Below are 16,697 nucleotides of genomic sequence, written 5' to 3' on the forward strand. Positions count from 1 at the left end.
CAGGCAGATTGAACAGGCCTGCCAGCAGGCCAGCATCCTTTTCTGCGCCAGTGCCGATGCCGCCGAACTATGGGGCTTTGATGGTGGACCCGACACTGTTTTGCGACAGATGGCTGACCGCTTTGGGGACAATAAGACACTGGTGCTGACACTGGGCAAAGAAGGTTCAGCCCATCTGGACCATGGAACATATGCCCGGGCTGCTATCTTCCCTACCGAAGGCAATGCTCGCTTTGGCTCAGGTGACGCCTTTGCCGCCGGTTATCTCTATGCCCATCTGGGAGGAGCACTCTACCAGGAGATGGCCGCGCAACGCGGCGCGGTCGGCCTTACTCCCCTCGAATTTGGCAATGCCCTGGCCGCGCTTAAGCGCTGTACGCCGGGCGACATCGCGATCTTTACACCCGCCGACGTCAAAGCCCTCATCCAGACAGAAACAAACAAGCGCTTCCGCTAAACTCTATACAACCAAAAGCATGTTCTGCTTTTGGTTACAGCTCCTGATGGTTCGCACCTCCGGCGCCCAAAAAGTCTTTTTCATGGTTGGTGCAGCAGGTGCGCATTCACGCACCTGCTGCACCAACCATGAAAAAGAGATTGGGGACGCCTGCGTTCTCCCCAGCCCAGGGGCTGGCTAGCCAGCCATCCCGATAGGCCATTTTAGCGATCCTGGCCCGTGGGACGAATCAGGATTTCATTGACGTTGACGCGCTCAGGCTGTGTTACAGCGTAGACGATCGCAGCGGCAATATCTTCACTTTCCAGCGGTGTTAATCCCTGCAACCACTCGCCCTGTTGCTTTTTAGCATTCTCATCAGTGATATGGTCGGTCAATTCAGTTGCCACTGCCCCTGGCTCGATCACAGTCACGCGAATATTATTTTTATAGATCTCTTGCCTCAATGCCTCTGAAAATGCGACTACGCCCCATTTGGTGACATTGTATACACCGCTACCGGCACGAGCGATCCGACCAGCTACGGATGAAATATTGACGATATGCCCTCTATTTTGCTCTTTCATGATCGGCAAAACGGCATGTGTCGTATACATCAAACCCATCACGTTAATGGCTACCATCCGTCGCCAATCTTCAGTATTGGCACCATCGATCTGACCCAGCAGCATAACGCCAGCATTGTTGATGAGGATATCGATACGACCCAGCTTATGTTTGACGTATTTGACCATCTCTTTGACCTGCTGTTCGTCAGCGACATCTGCGACGATCGGCAGGGCCCGGCCACCACGCTCATGAATGCGGTGAATCAAATCTTGTAGTCGATCCTTACGTCGTGCCACCACTGCCACATATGCTCCCTCGGCTGCCAGCGAGAGCGCAGATGCTTCACCTATTCCCGATGATGCACCCGTAATCAGGGCGACTTTATCCTGTAGTGAGTTTGCCATATGTTCTTGTAAACCTCTTCTATACAGAAAATATTCTCTGGTCTTTAAAAATTCATCCATTTTTTGGCATATAGGCATATAGCTATAACACGTATAAAGGACGTCAACAGTTCAATGGCAGGGGCAAATTAGGATACTTATCTCATCATCAATGTCAGTCTCCTGCCAGGGCTTATTTTCAGCGTACAGGTAGAGCAAACCTATGCTAAAATACATATATGCTGAGAACAATTTCCACTACACGCTACGTGACCCCATTGCGCGAAGGGGGATCACTGCCCGCAATTGTAGAGGCCGATGACGATGGTTTATATGTTCTGAAGTTCCGTGGTGCTGGCCAGGGGCTGAAGGCACTAATTGCTGAGCTGGTTGCGGGTGAAATAGCGCGCGCCCTGGGACTTCCTGTGCCCGAAATTGTCTTTATGGAATTGGACCCCGTGCTGGGTCGTTCAGAACCTGATTTTGAGATTCAGGAGTTGCTGAAGGCAAGTGCAGGCTTGAATCTGGCACTGGACTTTCTACCGGGCGCTCTGACCTTCGATGCCCTGGATGCCATCGATCTGGATCCTTTGCTGGCCTCGTCAATCCTCTGGTTCGATGCCTTTGTGACTAACGTGGATCGCACACCCCGCAACACCAATATGATCTGGTGGCATCGTCGCTTGATGCTGATTGATCATGGGGCCTCGCTCTATTTTCATCACGTCAACGCTGATTATATGGCTCGTAGCCGCATCCCATTTACAACCATCAAAAGCCATGTCTTATTACCCGTGGCCAGCCTGTTACCAGAAGCTGACCAGCACTTAAAAGGACGCCTTGATGCCACTAAGCTCAAGGCTATTGTCAATCTGATACCGGACTCCTGGTTGGAACAGGATGCCACCTTTGCCACACCTGCTCTCCATCGACAAGCATATCTGGATTATCTGCTGGATCGCCTGGAGCATTCATCAATTTTTGTAGAGGAGGCCCTGCGTGCCCGCGATCAGCTCTTATGACTATGCCATTATCCGCCTCGTACCAGGTGTCGAGCGCGGTGAATGCATTAATGTCGGGATAATTTTGTTTTGTCGCACGCGTCGCTTCATGGAAGCTCGCATCCACCTGGATGAAGCTCGCATCCACGCGCTTGCTCCCACACTAGATCTTAAAGCTGTCCAAACCGAGCTTGATCACCTGCTACTTGTCTGCTCGGGTAAAGAAGGGAGTGGACCCATCGGACAGCTCTCGCAGTCTGAGCGATTTCACTGGCTGGTCTCGCCCCGGAGCACTATTATTCAAACCTCTCCGGTCCACTCAGGACTCTGTCAACAACCAGAAAGTGCGCTTACCAGCTTGCTCCACAAACTGGTGCTCTAAACTTTGAAAACCGCTGCGATCATCATCTTTATGTATAAGCTTTTGTCCCTGGGGAGCTCGAAAAATTATACATTCAGTGGTGCAAAAAGCGCGCTGTGCGCGCTTTTTGCACCACTGAATAAAACAGGCTCGGCCGATCTAAGATAAGTATCTATGAGTATCTATGGATGCCAAATAAAAGAAACGCCAGCACCGGGGTGGAATGTCCAGTAACTTACCTGGTCCCAACCGCCATTCCAGTTCATACTACTGACACTCACGCCATTCGCATTTGCGCTCGCCGCACTCACACCTGACTCTACAACGCCTACATGCCCATATGCACCGGCACCTTCTGTATATGGCTGCAGCACAATAATTGAAGGCCCATTTGGATTAGGCTCAGACGAAGTAATCCAACCAGCTGACGCAGCTCCACCAACCCATGCATCTGCATTCCCCAGCCACTCAACCCACCATCCGGTCAAGCCGTGGTAATGGATGTTCGCCCAATAAGTACATTGACCAACAAAAAAAACGACCAGAAGTATCAGCATTCCCGGCAACATTGGTTGGCGGAGCTGGAGCTGGGACCGGAGCCTGCACCGGGGCTTGAGTCGGGATTGGGGCTTGAGTCGGGACTGGACTCTGCTTCACACCAGCATAGGACACATTGCCTGGATCATATCCATCTTGAGTCACGGCAGTTGCGGTCGCGGCCTGAGCGGCGATCAGTGCTGTATTATTCTGCTGCGAGGTAACCGAACTCGTCGATGGCTCAAAGAGCTTACCTGATTGGAATGCCTGGCTCATTCCAGTTGGAAGTACAGCCATTAAAGCTCCAGCGACGACAACAATGAGCGTTAGTGCGACGCCAGCATGAAGGACCACACTTCGTCCTCGTGGAGGACGCATCGTACCTGCACCCTTTTTTCCATTTCCAGGAATAACGACGGGCATACGTACCGATGTCGTCGTAAGCTTGCTTTGTGTCGAGCCTGGCGTTGTCGAGGAGTCTAGAGCAGTGGAAACAGGCGCAGGTTTAGTCTTAGCTGGAACAGCCGCCATTGCATCGGTATCAGGAAATGATAGTTGCTCAACGAGCAAGTCCGCATCCCCTCCTGTTTTCTCTGCTGGAATAGCGCTATTTTGAACGTCAGTAGCAACTTTACGATTACGATCTCTAAACACCATACGAATTACCTTCAATCTTACACAGTTAAGTCATACTTATTCATATTCAGATGACTATGAGGCTACACTTCGCAGTAATCTGAATACAAGAAAGTACCACATACGACGCACGACGATATTTAGTACTTACATCAACAAACTTTAATCAACAGTCCAATAATGGTCAAATAATCACCAAAATACAGGACTATATAACTATCATATTTTTGCACGTATAATCATATTAAGTATGGTAAAAATTCTTTTGCAGATACAGAAAAATAAAGAATATATTAAAATCTGGGTGGTCTGGTATTCTTTTTCACTGAAGTTCGTTGGCGGATTTGGCATTGTCGCGCACGCTGCGATAAGCTATAGGGAATGGATAAGAGATATGCAATTCAAGAAAGGTTGATGAAATGCACTATCGTACGCTTGGACGTACCGGCTGGAATACCTCTGAGGTTGGCTTTGGTTCCTGGGGTATCGGTGGCGATGCCTGGGGACAAACCGACGATTCAGTTGCGCTGGCCGCCCTACATAAAGCAATCGATGAAGGAGTCAACTTTATCGATACCGCCGATGTTTATGGCAATGGCCATTCGGAGCAGCTGGTGGCTCAGGTGCGCAAGGAGCGCAGTGAGCCTTTGTTTATTGCCACCAAAGCTGGTCGCAGATTGAATCCACATGTGGCCTCAGGCTATAACAATCTTCAGAATTTAAGAGGCTTTGTAGAGCGTAGCTTGCGCAATCTGGATGTTGAGGCACTGGATCTGTTACAGCTGCATTGTCCACCATCCGAAGTCTATGACATACCGGAAGTCTTTGGACACCTGGATACATTGGTTCAAGAGGGAAAGCTGAAGAACTATGGAGTCAGTGTTGAGAAGGTTGAAGAAGCACTCAAAGCTATTCAGTATCCTAACGTGAAAACGGTGCAGATCATCTTTAATATCTTCCGCCTCAAGCCAGCCGAAGCATTCTTTGCCGCCGCTCGTGAGCGCAATGTTGGTATTATTGTGCGCGTCCCGCTGGCCAGTGGTCTCTTAACGGGTAAGTTTAAATCAGACACGCAGTTTGATGCCAAAGATCATCGCAATTATAATCGCCACGGTGAATCCTTTGATCAAGGTGAGACATTCTCTGGCGTTGATTATGAGACTGGCTTGCAAGCAGTCGAAGAATTGCGTGACCTGGTTCCTGAGGGAACCACCCTGGCCCAATTTGCCTTACGCTGGATCCTGATGTTCCCTGAGGTTTCAACCGTTATTCCGGGCGCAAAAAATCCAGATCAAGCCACCAGTAATACCCGGGCCTCTAACCTGGCTCCTTTAAGCGACGATACCATGCGCCGCATTCAGGAACTCTACGATAGACGCATCCGCGCCCAGGTTCATTCCCGCTGGTAGGTTGACTAGCATCGTTGCTACTGGCATAGATAAAACAAATTTATGCCAGTACTCTTTCCTCTCCATTACACCTCAAATACAGCTCATTATTTGCAATCCTTCCATCACTAACTCATACCGCATGCTCGCTTTATATATACAATATTTTTCTATCCATTACCTGAATCAGTTTTAATAAGTATCGTTATAATTTATAACCCGACTACACTATGGTACTATTGGCAAACACTAAATGTCCTAATGATATAGACTATGAATTCCTCTTCTGATGTATAGTTGTAGGTAGCATGAGGTACGATAAGTATCAAAGGGTACTTAAACATAGAGGTAGAAGTACACCCACAGCGGTTTCGTCAGGAACCGTGCCAGGGAGGCAGCGATGCCCTGGATGTAATGTGCATCCTATACTTTTTCTGGACACACTGCATTCTTTTTGGTGCACCCCTTTGTGGTAGACCTCTCAGTGTAGCAAGCCATCGCGCCACTGTTACCCATTTTTGCATTCCACCTGCGCTAACACGTGGGCATTTCTTTATATTAGGTAGGAAAGCTGTCATGATAGATGACAAAATGCATGTGGCCCTGCTACCAATAGTTGAAGGTCAGCAGGTACAACCAGAGGCAATCAAGCTCATTGAGGAAGAAGAACAGGTTAATGCGACATCGATTACGCTTAAGTGTGGCGATAGTTTCCTTCTATTAGATGTGTGTGGCGATTTACTCTCTACACGCCAGGAGATGGGATTATTCCGCCATGGGACGCGCTTTTTGCGCACATGCAACCTTTTTCTGGAAGGGAAAAAGCTTGTTGCACTCTCACATCAAACCTCACAAATGAGTGATGCATGCCATATCGATCTCACTAATATGCCATTACAATTGACAGAAGATACTCTCCTCGAACAGGGAGTAGTACATGTGGATCGTTTTATCGAGCTAGAGCAAGACTATCTCAAACAAACTTTTACAATTACCAATTTTCATACTGCCGATCTACCTCTTACATTAAGCCTCATGGTGGGTGCCGATTATTGTGATATGTTTGAAGTACGCGGCACCGTACGTGAAAAGCGTGGTGTACAGCAGTCAGCCAAAATTGCTCAAAACGGTGTGCAACTCAGTTATGAGGGACTCGATCAGGTAATGCGCTCGACGGCAATTCAAGCCTCTCCTGCACCGTCATCCGTTCAAGGGGACCAGATGGACTGGAAATTGCAGCTCAAACGCGGCGAGCCAGTAGAGATCAGCCTGCTGCTCCACATGGATGAGTCGAGCCAGGAAAAATTAGAGACGGCTCAGGCAGTCACGCTCTGGCGTGAAACGGAACAGCCGACGATCGAAACCGATCATCCTTTCTTCAATCGCCTGTTGGAGCGCGGTGTTCAGGATCTGATGATGCTGAGCACGATGACTCCCTACGGCTATTATCCTTATGCCGGTATCCCCTGGTTTAATTGCCCTTTTGGACGCGATGGATTGATTGCGGCGCTAGAATTTCTGCCTTTGTATCCACAGGTGGCTCGTGGTACCCTGGCCTTTCTGGCGGCCTATCAGGGCACAAAAATTGATGCGTTCACCGATGAGGAGCCCGGTAAAATTCTGCATGAATTTAGAAAAGGTGAGATGGCCGCTTGCCGCGAAATTCCCTATATTCCATATTATGGAACAGTTGATGCGACCCCACTTTTCGTGATTCTCTTCGAGGCGTATATGCGCTGGACCAACGATGTGTCCTTTTTAGAGCAGCATTGGTCCAATATTCAGGCCGCCATCGAGTGGATGATCAATTATGGAGATCAGGACGGCGATTCATTCCTGGAATACCATCGTAAGGCCAGTACAGGTCTGGCGAATCAGGGCTGGAAAGATGCCTGGGATAGTATGACCCATAGTGATAGTAGAATCGCTCGTTCACCGCTAGCCCTCTGTGAGGTCCAGGGCTATGCCTATGCAGCCTACCGCGCAGGTAGCTATCTGGCACGCCGCATCAGGCGATCAGAGGAGTGCCGCTACTGGGATCAAAAGGCTGAGACATTGCAGAAAAACTTCCTGGAGCACTTTTGGTGGGAAGCCGAGCAAAGCGTCTACCTGGCCCTGGCCGAGAATAAAGAGCCATGCGATGTACTGACCTCGAACGCAGGACAGTGTCTCTGGAGCGGCATTCTGCCAGATGATAAGGCCCAGCAGATTATTGAGCGCCTGATGCGTAAGGATATGTTTAGCGGCTGGGGTATGCGTACCCTTTCAACGCAAGCCGCCCGCTATAATCCTTTGAGCTATCACAATGGCTCGGTCTGGCCTCATGATACGGCACTGGTTGGTACCGGCTTCGCGCTTTATGGCGGCAAACAAGAGGCGGGCCAGTTGCTTAAGAGCCTGTTTGATGCCAGCCAGCATTTTTCTGACGCGCGCCTGCCCGAACTCTATTGTGGTTTTGAGCGCCGTGAGGGCTATGGTCCCACCCGCTATCCAGTTTCCTGCTCACCACAGGCCTGGGCCGCTGGTGCGCCTGTGGCGCTGCTCTTTTCCTTATTGGGTTTCCATCCCAATGCCGCAGAGAGCCGCCTGACCCTGCACCAACCCACCCTGCCAGACTGGCTTACCAGCCTGGAGATCAACGGCCTCTCTATCGGCTCACAACGCCTGCACCTGCGCTTTAACCGTCAGGGTAGTCAGACGGACGTTTCCATCGGTCGCGATAATGCCGTTGATGTACGTGTCCTTTATTAATATGTAAACCACGTTTGCAACCATCACACGGAAAGATGCCCGATCCTGTGCATAAGGATCGGGCATCTTTCCATGCTACGCTATGCTCACGGGCTCCATTGACAAACTCTGGTCGCATCAGGCATAGTGAGCAGTAAATGCTGCTCATCAACACTTATGTATATGTACGTACACTAGAAGATGGAGAAGATGTGATAGTGTCAAAGAATATTTCCGCTGTACTCAGTCAACACCCCCTGGGATTGGTATTTGATATAGATGGTACGTTAAGCCCAATCGCTCCTACCCCTGATAAGGCTTATCTCTATCCCGGGGCTGCACAATATTTAGAGCAGGCCAGCCGGTTTGCACATGTCGGCATTATTACTGGCCGCGCCGTAACCGATGGCGCACGCATCGTCAATGTAGAGGGTTTGACCTATGTAGGAACACATGGACTGGAATGGTGCCAGGGATTGCCTTCTACGCACGACATAGCCTTGATTCCCGAGGCGGTACCATATACAAAACCTGGTCAAGAGTTATTGGATCTGGCAGAAAAAGAACTGGTACCACAGATACCAGGACTGATAGTGCAGCGCAAAAGCATCGGCGGCACGCTGCACTATCGCCTTGCTCCTGATCCAGAGCAGGCTCGTGCAACGATCCTTGCAACCTTAAAGGAGCCTGCTGCCAGATTGCATATGCATATCGATGAAGGCAAACGTGTAGTCGAAATACTTGCACCGCTCACGATAAATAAAGGAAAAGCGCTACGTCGCTTCGTCGAACACTTTGCATTACAGGGAGTCATCTTCGCTGGTGACGATAGGACGGATCTACATGGCATTCTAGAAATTGCGCGTCTCCGGCAGGACGGCTATGCGGCCCACGGGATTGCGGTCCAACATCCAGATACGCCCGCGGCCCTCCTCGAACATGCAGACACCGTTGTCCAGGGGGTTGAAGCAATGGTACAACTACTTCAACAAATGACCATCGATATCAGTGAACAGAAAGCCTGAGAAAGTCATAGGGAAGCAATCGTAGGGGTACCAGCATGGTACCTCTACAGTTGCATCGCTATCAACCAACCAGTTTTTTTAGTTTAGCAAACACTGCTATATCGGTGACACACACTATGCCATATTGGCGACGATGGGTGTGCCTGAAAGGGGATCGATATTGGGTGATACAACAGGTGCCGGCGTGGTACTGGCAAAGACGCGCTCCAGCAACTCGTTAATATCAGAAATCTGTCGGGCCATCCATATAGTCAGGTCGCTGCGTTCAACCGCCTGGCGCGCCAGGGTAGCCTTCAAATGCCTCTCTTCAGGGGACAACATCAATGCATGGTATAAAGCTTGAGAAGTTTCGAAGACGTCGGTTGGCGACGTGGGAATGGAGCCTTTTGCCAGTTGCTGAAATGCTCCTGCCGTACGCGATAAGACCAGCACACCATCAGTCTGATTGACGGCCGGGCCTTCCTTGGCAACCAGATTCATGCCATCAATGATTGGATTGACGAGCAGTACATCGTAATACTGCATAGCGGCCAGCGCTCGTACACGATCATTGCCAAAGAATGCCTGAATAGGAGTCCAGTCGTCAGTACCGTATTTGTTGTTGATCTCCTCTATCAACGCACGTACATCTCCATCGAAGCGGCGATATGTGGGGAGAGACTGACGAGAAGGGACCAGAAACGCGAGAAAGGTAACTTTCCCATGCAATTCCGGGTGCTTTTCAAGCACATCCTCATAGGCTTGAAAACCGCGAATAATGTTTTTGGTTGGCTCGACGCGATCGACGCGCATAATGGTGTAGTCACCAAGTAACTTCTTCATTTGCTCGGCGGCCCGACGTCCAGCGGCACTATTAACGACACGGCGCTCTTCAGAGACAGAAATTGAGATAGGATAAGACCTCGTCTGAGTGCGATGTCCCTGCCACCAGATGGCTCCTTCCTCAAAGTCGACTACCGCTCCATCTAAGAGCGTACGAGCCCCTTCCAGAAAGTTGCGCGCATCGCGCTCGGTTTGAAAACCGATAATATCATTACCAACCAGACCGCTGTAAATTGCCTGGGCAATATTACTGGGTAGGAAATGCCAGCAGCGTACATCAGGCCAGGGGATATGGATGAATTGCTGCATGATAATGGTCGGGTGTCGCCGACGAATCATCAATGGCGCAAGGTAGAGATGATAGTCCTGCAACATCACCACGGGTACGGTGTTTTCGCTCTCAATCTCGGTGCAGACAGCATCAGCTATGGCCTGATTGGCCACGGTATAGCCGTTTTCCCAGGCATCCTGTAGTTGGGCTGCCGAAACGGAATCCTGCGTAGGATCGTACATATAGTGCTGCAGGAACCAGAGCAGCTCATTACTGATTTTTTCATAATGTTTACGGTATGCATCCTTGGATACGGAAACATAGCGCAGTTGCATCTTTTGACCAGGGATAGGAGATTGTAGAATGCCATTATTCTCTTCCTGGGTTTTCTTCACGGCCAGGCGGTCCCCATCAGTCATGGTCATTGCAACCCACGAGACCTCCATACGGTTTCCGGCATCAATTAAAGCCGTCACCATACCGCCAGCACCGCGTCTCGCTTTGAGCGTCTTATCTTGCTTGAGCTGAAATTCTACTGGACCTCGGTTTGAAGCAATAATCAGACGTTGAGCGTGCGATAACTGCGGAGGAGGGACCTTTGTCGTCTTCCGCGTGGGCATGGGTATATCCTTTCTAACAGGTGTTTACTGTTCTTGCCTTCGGTACTACCGTGCCTCAATCTATATTGCGCCTTTCTCAAAATTGTATTAATCCTTTTTGTTGAAGGCTGAAACTTTGACACGATTTGACCTACCAACAAACCTATTCATGCATGACGGAGCTATGCAAGTCCCCAAGAGTAATGTTACCATACAATAAAGCAGAATGCATAGGCTCTGCCTCAGAAGGCTTTCTACCAGGTCGATGGAGAGACAACACCTGAAATCTCCTTTGTGGTTTAACTGCCTCCAACTTTATTACCCCTCAGCATTGTTGAGTTTCCGCACTTGATACGATTGATAGGTCGTTTTCCGACTCATTTTTGGCTACTTATTTTTAATTTGTGTGTTTGCTTCCCTCTCTACTTCAATTTGTGTGTTTGCTTCCCTCTCTACTTCAACTTGTACGTTTGCTTCCCTCTCTATAAATAAGACGTATTCCATCTGCAAAAATTTGCTCGTCACGGTTAGTCTTACTTATACAAGATGAGACAATAGTCCCACTTGTAGCAAGACCTGACAAAGTACTCGTTTTGGTTAGTGAAGAGCGATCAGGATGCTGTTTTGCTCTGCCTTAAGCTTCCTGATATTCGTATTTGTCGCTATTCCTATTGTATATACTTATTAACTGGTATCTCTTTATCAGATACTATATAGACGATAACCCATAACTACTATGAGTTAAGTAAAACTTTGCGGTTACATAGGGCATCATGCTAGAATTGCCCTGCGAGAAGCAGAGGAATTATGTGTTTTATCTGACCCGTGGCACTATTGAGAGGAGCGCAAATTTGGAAGAGACGAAAGGTAAGAATTGGTTTTTGCGTGTACTGGATTTCATCAATCCGTTGCGCGATCCCAGCCTTACCGTTGCAGCCGTACTAACTTTTATTGAGGAGGCGGGACAGCAAAACCCATGGTATATCATTATTGTGATTGCGCTCGTCAACTGGTTAGCGGTGCGTGGTATTGTCTGGCTGGTGGTGAACTTTACCTTTGCCACCGTCTTTATTGGCCGTAGAGTCTGGTGGTCCGTACAACACCCCCGTTTGGCCTGGCGTATTTTGGATGCAGTTGGCCATGAGGAAATTGTCATTGGCGGAAACTCTGGCCTGACTGATAGCATTATGCTACAGGATGGTACCACCATTATGAGCCCTTTGTTGGGCGCCAATGGTATCCATGTTATTGGCGAGTTACCTGCTGGTACCGAATTGCCAATGCTGGGTATGCCCGGTGGGCAGATGCCATCCGAAGGTATGCAGCCATTCAATGGCTCGGGTTTCTTTCCAGGAGCACACGATTTCTCTCCCAATGGCTTCGCAGGTCAGCCCGCTATGAATTATCAACCAGCGGGAAATAACACTTACAATAACGAATTCGTGAGCACCCAGAGTACCGATGGATTGCCGCAGAGCTTTGCACAACGGCCTTCGCAAGAAGAAGAACAGTTGCGTCAACAAGTGGCTGCATTAAACCGTTTATTAGAGGACTGGATTCAATTCACCGAAGAGAAGTGGCGTACTATTAGTGATAGCCAGCTAGGCTGGAAACCACTACGTGGTCGCTGGGGCAACTGGGATGACATCTTCCAGGATGCCTATGCAGCTAAAACCTCCGATCCAATGGCGGAAGCTGCTCAATTGGCTGGTGAAGCTACGGCCCGTCGCTATGAAACATCAAAGGACAAAGGTTCGGCAGCTTCTGCTGTGGCCTGTTTTATGCGCGACATGATGACGCTACGTCGGGGCTTGGATATGATGCAACAAACAACAGAGCAGCGCCCGGATACCCCAAAAGGGCAACCTTCCGTCCAGCCTTCCCGGCAGTTCGGAGGGGCGAACAGTGGCTCGCTCTTTAATGGTTCGACCGGCAATACTGCGGCTCGGAGCTCACTGATTCGTCGACCTGCACAGATTTTTGTGGACGCCGACTCTAAAAAATAGGACAAACCATGTATACGTATTCCCCTCGTCCTGTTCACGTGCGCCCAGAATTGGATCGAATGGCTGAATATATACCTGGTGAGTCTCAGGAAGCATTCAGTGCACGTACAGGAATACCAGTTGATCAGCTAATTAAGCTGAACGCAAATGAAAGTCCTTATGGACCAGCCCCAGAAGTGGTGGCCGCTTTGGGTAACCACTTTGCTTATAATAATTATCCCGATACAGACTCTCGAGCGCTTAAAGAGGCTCTCGCTGAGTATACTGGTGTCGATAGTCGTCATATCGTGGTTAGCCACGGAAGCAATGAGCTGATTAATTTGCTCTGGCACATTTTTCTTTCTGTTGGTGACAACATTATCTGTTGCCCACCAACTTTTTCTCTGTATACCTTCATTACGACATTTTGTGGTGCGTACGTGTTGGAAGTACCGCGCACAGATGATTATGAGGTGGATGTAGAGGCCATTATCAAGGCCCTGACCCCTGAAACCAAAATGATCGTCCTTTGCTCGCCCAATAATCCGACCGGTAATCCGGTCAGTGAGCAGGATATTCTGGCGTTGCTGGATACGGGTCGCATTGTAATGGTCGATGAGGCTTACACTGAATTCTCGGATAATCCTAAAGGTCTGGCACACCTGGTCCCTCAACATCGTAATCTGGTGGTGATGCGTACCTTTAGCAAATGGGCCGGACTGGCCGGTTTACGTATCGGCTATGGCATCTTCCCCGAATGGATAGTTTCGTATATGCGCCGCGCGCAATGTCCTTTTGAGGTCAATATGGCCGGTCATATCGCTGCCATCGAAACACTTAAACGCTTGGATTATGCCCTGGATAAGGTGCACTTGTTAAACGAGGAACGGGCTCGCCTGTTTCAGATGCTGGCTCAACGCTCGTATCTGCACCCCCTGCCTTCGCAGGGAAATTTCATCTTAACCGAGGTAGATGTGGAGGAAGTCAGGATGGAACGCATCAAGCGGGCGGTTGAGGCCCGTGGCATTATGCTCCGCTACTTTAATCATCCTTACCTGAGTAACTTTGTTCGCATCAGCGTCGGGCGCCCCGAACATACTAACCTCATCGCTAACGCGCTCGATAGCATCGATGAATATATATAGATTCTGCGGCTAAAACTTCAAGAGGAGATAATTTGTACAGGAAAGCCATGGCTTTCCTGTACAAATTATCTCTTTTGCTATAGGCTTTATGCCCTTGCTCAAGTCCCTCCTTACGATGTACAATAGCCGCGCAAGGATGTGCAGAGTCGTGCACATATATGGTTTTGTGGAGGAAATACTATTTATGCCATACAATACAGACGATCTGACGACGATTGAGGCTGTTACAGCCCGTGAAATACTCGATTCACGTGGTAACCCGACCGTCCAGGTTGAGGTGCTTTTGATGGGTGGCGCACAGGGTATTGCTGCGGTGCCGTCAGGCGCGTCAACTGGTGCCCACGAGGCAGTTGAGTTACGCGATGGCGATAAGAGTCGCTATGGCGGCAAGGGAGTTCTGAAGGCTGTAGCTAATGTCCAGGATACAATTGGGGATGCCCTGGTTGGCCTGGATGCCACGGACCAGGCCACAATCGATGAAGTAATGATTTCGTTAGATGGAACTCCTAATAAGGCAACGTTAGGTGCCAATGCGATTCTGGGTGCTTCGCTGGCGGTGGCTAAGGCGGCCGCACAGGCACAGCAACAACCACTTTATCGCTATCTGGGTGGCGTTTCCGCTCGCACTTTACCTGTGCCGATGATGAATATCCTCAATGGTGGTAAACACGCTGATAATTCTACTGACTTCCAGGAATATATGGTGCTCCCTATTGGCGCATCTTCGTTCCATGAGGCTTTACGCATGGGCGCTGAGGTCTATCAGGCCTTGAAAAAAGTGCTGCACGATAAAAAACTGAATACGAATGTGGGCGATGAGGGTGGCTTTGCTCCTTCTCTGGGCAATAATCGCGCCGCTCTGGAAGTCCTGGTGGCTGCGATCGAGACCGCTGGCTACAAACCTGGCAGAGATATTTATCTGGGTATGGATGCCGCCGCTACCGAGCTATACGAGAATGGCAAGTATGCTCTGGCTCGTGAGGGCCGTACATTATCTTCCGCCGAGATGGTCAGTCTCTATGAGCAGTGGATCAGTGAGTATCCCCTGGTAACAATTGAAGATGGCCTGGCTGAGGATGACTGGGAGGGCTGGTCTCTGTTCCGCCAGCGCGTCGGCAACCGTGTCCAGATCGTTGGCGATGATCTGTTTGTGACCAATACCGAGCGCTTGAAACGTGGTATTAGAGAACAGTCTGCCAATTCTATTTTGATCAAGCTGAATCAGATTGGTACGCTGACCGAGACGCTGGATGCGATTGAGATGGCTAAACGCGCGCAGTTTACCGCCGTGGTCTCGCATCGTTCGGGCGAAACAGAAGATACGACGATTGCTGATCTGGTAGTGGCAACCAATGCCGGCCAGATCAAAACGGGAGCCCCGGCTCGCAGTGAACGGGTCGCAAAATATAATCGTTTGCTGGTGATCGAGGATGAACTGGGCGCTGAAACCGCTCGCTATGCAGGCTACAGCGCCTTCTACAACGTCCCCGATCTCTATGCCAAAGCCTAAGATACAAGGGGCGGCGAGAAATCGGCCGCAAGGGCCGAACCTACTCGGGGAAAGATGCCTTCTATTCGTTGGTGCAACCACGGTCGCATTGCGACCGTGGTTGCACCAACGAATACCAACGAATAATAAGAAGTCGGGCGCGCAAGCGCCCTCTTGTAAGGGGCCTCTGTACGCTACGCCTCAGATGCGCTATAGTATTAGAGAGCAAACACATGGGCAACCACAGGTGGACGAGGGTAGATATACCCGCACAAATACTATCTGTCCTCGCCCGTCTGTGATCGCCCGCTCACGATGAACGCAACTAAAGAGAGGATTTATGGCAAGCAAAACATCTGACGTTCTCAATACGCGCGAACGACGCTCGGGACGTTCTGTTCACTATAACATTAGCTACCTGGTACAGGGTGCGGAATACGGCACTGATGGCGCTATCGTGCTTCTGCATGATTTTCCTGCCGGAGCTTTTTCCTGGGAAGGCATTATGGGCCAGCTCACCGGTCTACGGCGCGCGGTCTATGCTTTCGATATGCTTGGGTTTGGTCAGTCGGATCATCCCTGGCCAGCCGATACATCTGTCTGGGGACAGGCAGATGTGCTGTCGTACTTGATTAAAGATTTGCAGCTCACGAATATGGTGCTGGTCGGCCATGGCCTGGGCGGTGGCGTGGCACAAGTGCTGGCAACACGCCTGTTGCGCCCGCAGACACAGGCTCTGGTGCTGGTCGATACGAACTGCTACTTACATGCATTCGCGGAAAACTGGCCCTTGACCGATATGGAGAAGCGCCGCGATTTCGATGCTCCCCATAACACGGAACTGGAAGATCTGATCAAAGATCTACGTGAAACGTTACTACGTGGCAGCGCTAATCCACAGGCCTTTGCTAAAATCATCAATGACTATGTTGAGCCCTGGAACAGCAAACTTGGTAAAGAGGTCCTCTTCCAGCAAGTGCGCAACCTTATTCCTTTCTATCTGAATTCGGTCTCCAGTGATCTGCGCGCCCTTGGCAAGCCAACATTGATCATCTGGGGCGAGAAAGATGAGCAGACACCACTGTCATACGCGGAACGTTTGCATCGCGAGATTCCACAGTCACAACTGGTCGTGCTCCCCAATGCCGGCCATCTGTCCCTGTTTGATGCCCCAGATGGTGTCGCTAAAGCACTGGTCGACTTTGTGGCCAACCTCTAACAGAGGATCAGGCTCGCATGCGCTCCCTCATCTCGGCGCATGCGCCCCGAGCCCTTTTTATATGTTGGTGCAGCATTCGCGCTTTTGCGCGAATGCTGCA

At 50.0% G+C, this 16,697-nt stretch carries 14 protein-coding genes; 10 read left to right on the forward strand and 4 right to left on the reverse strand.

Annotated elements, in window-relative coordinates:
* Nucleotides 1–457 (forward strand): PfkB family carbohydrate kinase (locus tag JMI88_RS21915; protein WP_201364115.1); only part of this gene is annotated, 457 nt, incomplete at its 5' end.
* A 203-nt stretch (nucleotides 458–660) separates the two neighbouring features.
* On the opposite strand, the gene JMI88_RS21920 is transcribed toward JMI88_RS21915, so the two are convergent.
* Nucleotides 661–1,410 carry an SDR family NAD(P)-dependent oxidoreductase gene (locus JMI88_RS21920; protein ID WP_201364116.1) on the reverse strand — a complete coding sequence of 250 codons (750 nt, stop codon included), beginning with the start codon at nucleotides 1,408–1,410 and terminating at the stop codon, nucleotides 661–663.
* A gap of 218 nt (nucleotides 1,411–1,628) precedes the next feature.
* Here JMI88_RS21920 and JMI88_RS21925 point away from each other — a divergent pair, with 218 nt between their 5' ends.
* Together JMI88_RS21925 and JMI88_RS21930 are read left to right on the forward strand one after the other, a co-directional pair.
* Complete coding sequence (locus JMI88_RS21925) at nucleotides 1,629–2,411, forward strand: HipA family kinase (RefSeq protein WP_201364117.1); 783 nt, start codon at nucleotides 1,629–1,631, stop codon at nucleotides 2,409–2,411.
* A complete protein-coding gene (locus tag JMI88_RS21930; RefSeq protein ID WP_201364118.1) occupies nucleotides 2,389–2,772 on the forward strand; it encodes a DUF3037 domain-containing protein in 384 nt (127 codons plus the stop codon). The genes JMI88_RS21925 and JMI88_RS21930 overlap by 23 nt, the downstream gene beginning before the upstream one ends.
* Before the next feature lie 161 nt (nucleotides 2,773–2,933).
* Here JMI88_RS21930 and JMI88_RS40765 read toward each other — a convergent pair whose 3' ends face one another.
* Entirely contained in the window at nucleotides 2,934–3,320 is a 387-nt protein-coding gene (locus JMI88_RS40765) for a CHAP domain-containing protein (protein WP_373323937.1), read from the reverse strand.
* Nucleotides 3,220–3,945, reverse strand: coding sequence for a hypothetical protein (locus tag JMI88_RS21935; RefSeq protein ID WP_201364119.1), 726 nt, complete (start codon nucleotides 3,943–3,945; stop codon nucleotides 3,220–3,222). The genes JMI88_RS40765 and JMI88_RS21935 overlap by 101 nt, the downstream gene beginning before the upstream one ends.
* A gap of 398 nt (nucleotides 3,946–4,343) precedes the next feature.
* On the opposite strand from JMI88_RS21935, the gene JMI88_RS21940 reads away from it, so the two are divergent.
* The 3 genes from JMI88_RS21940 to otsB all read left to right on the forward strand — a co-directional run bounded on the left by JMI88_RS21940 (nucleotide 4,344) and on the right by otsB (nucleotide 9,067).
* Nucleotides 4,344–5,333 (forward strand): aldo/keto reductase, encoded by a 990-nt coding sequence (locus tag JMI88_RS21940; RefSeq protein ID WP_201364120.1) that lies wholly within the window; start codon nucleotides 4,344–4,346, stop codon nucleotides 5,331–5,333.
* Nucleotides 5,334–5,888: 555 nt separating this feature from the next.
* A complete protein-coding gene (locus JMI88_RS21945) occupies nucleotides 5,889–8,063 on the forward strand; it encodes an amylo-alpha-1,6-glucosidase (protein ID WP_201364121.1) in 2,175 nt (724 codons plus the stop codon).
* 197 nt (nucleotides 8,064–8,260) lie between these two features.
* A complete protein-coding gene (gene otsB, locus JMI88_RS21950) occupies nucleotides 8,261–9,067 on the forward strand; it encodes a trehalose-phosphatase (protein ID WP_201364122.1) in 807 nt (268 codons plus the stop codon).
* 114 nt (nucleotides 9,068–9,181) lie between these two features.
* Here otsB and JMI88_RS21955 read toward each other — a convergent pair whose 3' ends face one another.
* Nucleotides 9,182–10,780, reverse strand: coding sequence for an alpha,alpha-trehalose-phosphate synthase (UDP-forming) (locus JMI88_RS21955; protein ID WP_201364123.1), 1,599 nt, complete (start codon nucleotides 10,778–10,780; stop codon nucleotides 9,182–9,184).
* An 830-nt stretch (nucleotides 10,781–11,610) separates the two neighbouring features.
* Between JMI88_RS21955 and JMI88_RS21960 the strand changes: the two genes are divergently transcribed.
* The 4 genes from JMI88_RS21960 (at nucleotide 11,611) to JMI88_RS21975 (ending at nucleotide 16,597) form a co-directional block, all read left to right on the forward strand.
* Nucleotides 11,611–12,765 (forward strand): hypothetical protein, encoded by a 1,155-nt coding sequence (locus JMI88_RS21960; protein WP_201364124.1) that lies wholly within the window; start codon nucleotides 11,611–11,613, stop codon nucleotides 12,763–12,765.
* An 8-nt stretch (nucleotides 12,766–12,773) separates the two neighbouring features.
* The gene (gene hisC, locus JMI88_RS21965) at nucleotides 12,774–13,889 is read left to right on the forward strand and encodes a histidinol-phosphate transaminase (protein WP_201364125.1); all 1,116 of its coding nucleotides are present in this window, start codon (nucleotides 12,774–12,776) and stop codon (nucleotides 13,887–13,889) included.
* A gap of 205 nt (nucleotides 13,890–14,094) precedes the next feature.
* Nucleotides 14,095–15,399 carry a phosphopyruvate hydratase gene (eno, locus tag JMI88_RS21970; RefSeq protein WP_201364334.1) on the forward strand — a complete coding sequence of 435 codons (1,305 nt, stop codon included), beginning with the start codon at nucleotides 14,095–14,097 and terminating at the stop codon, nucleotides 15,397–15,399.
* 319 nt (nucleotides 15,400–15,718) lie between these two features.
* Entirely contained in the window at nucleotides 15,719–16,597 is an 879-nt protein-coding gene (locus tag JMI88_RS21975; protein WP_201364126.1) for an alpha/beta fold hydrolase, read from the forward strand.
* Nucleotides 16,598–16,697: the final 100 nt, after the last annotated feature.

The sequence above is a fragment of the Dictyobacter formicarum genome (genome assembly GCF_016587435.1).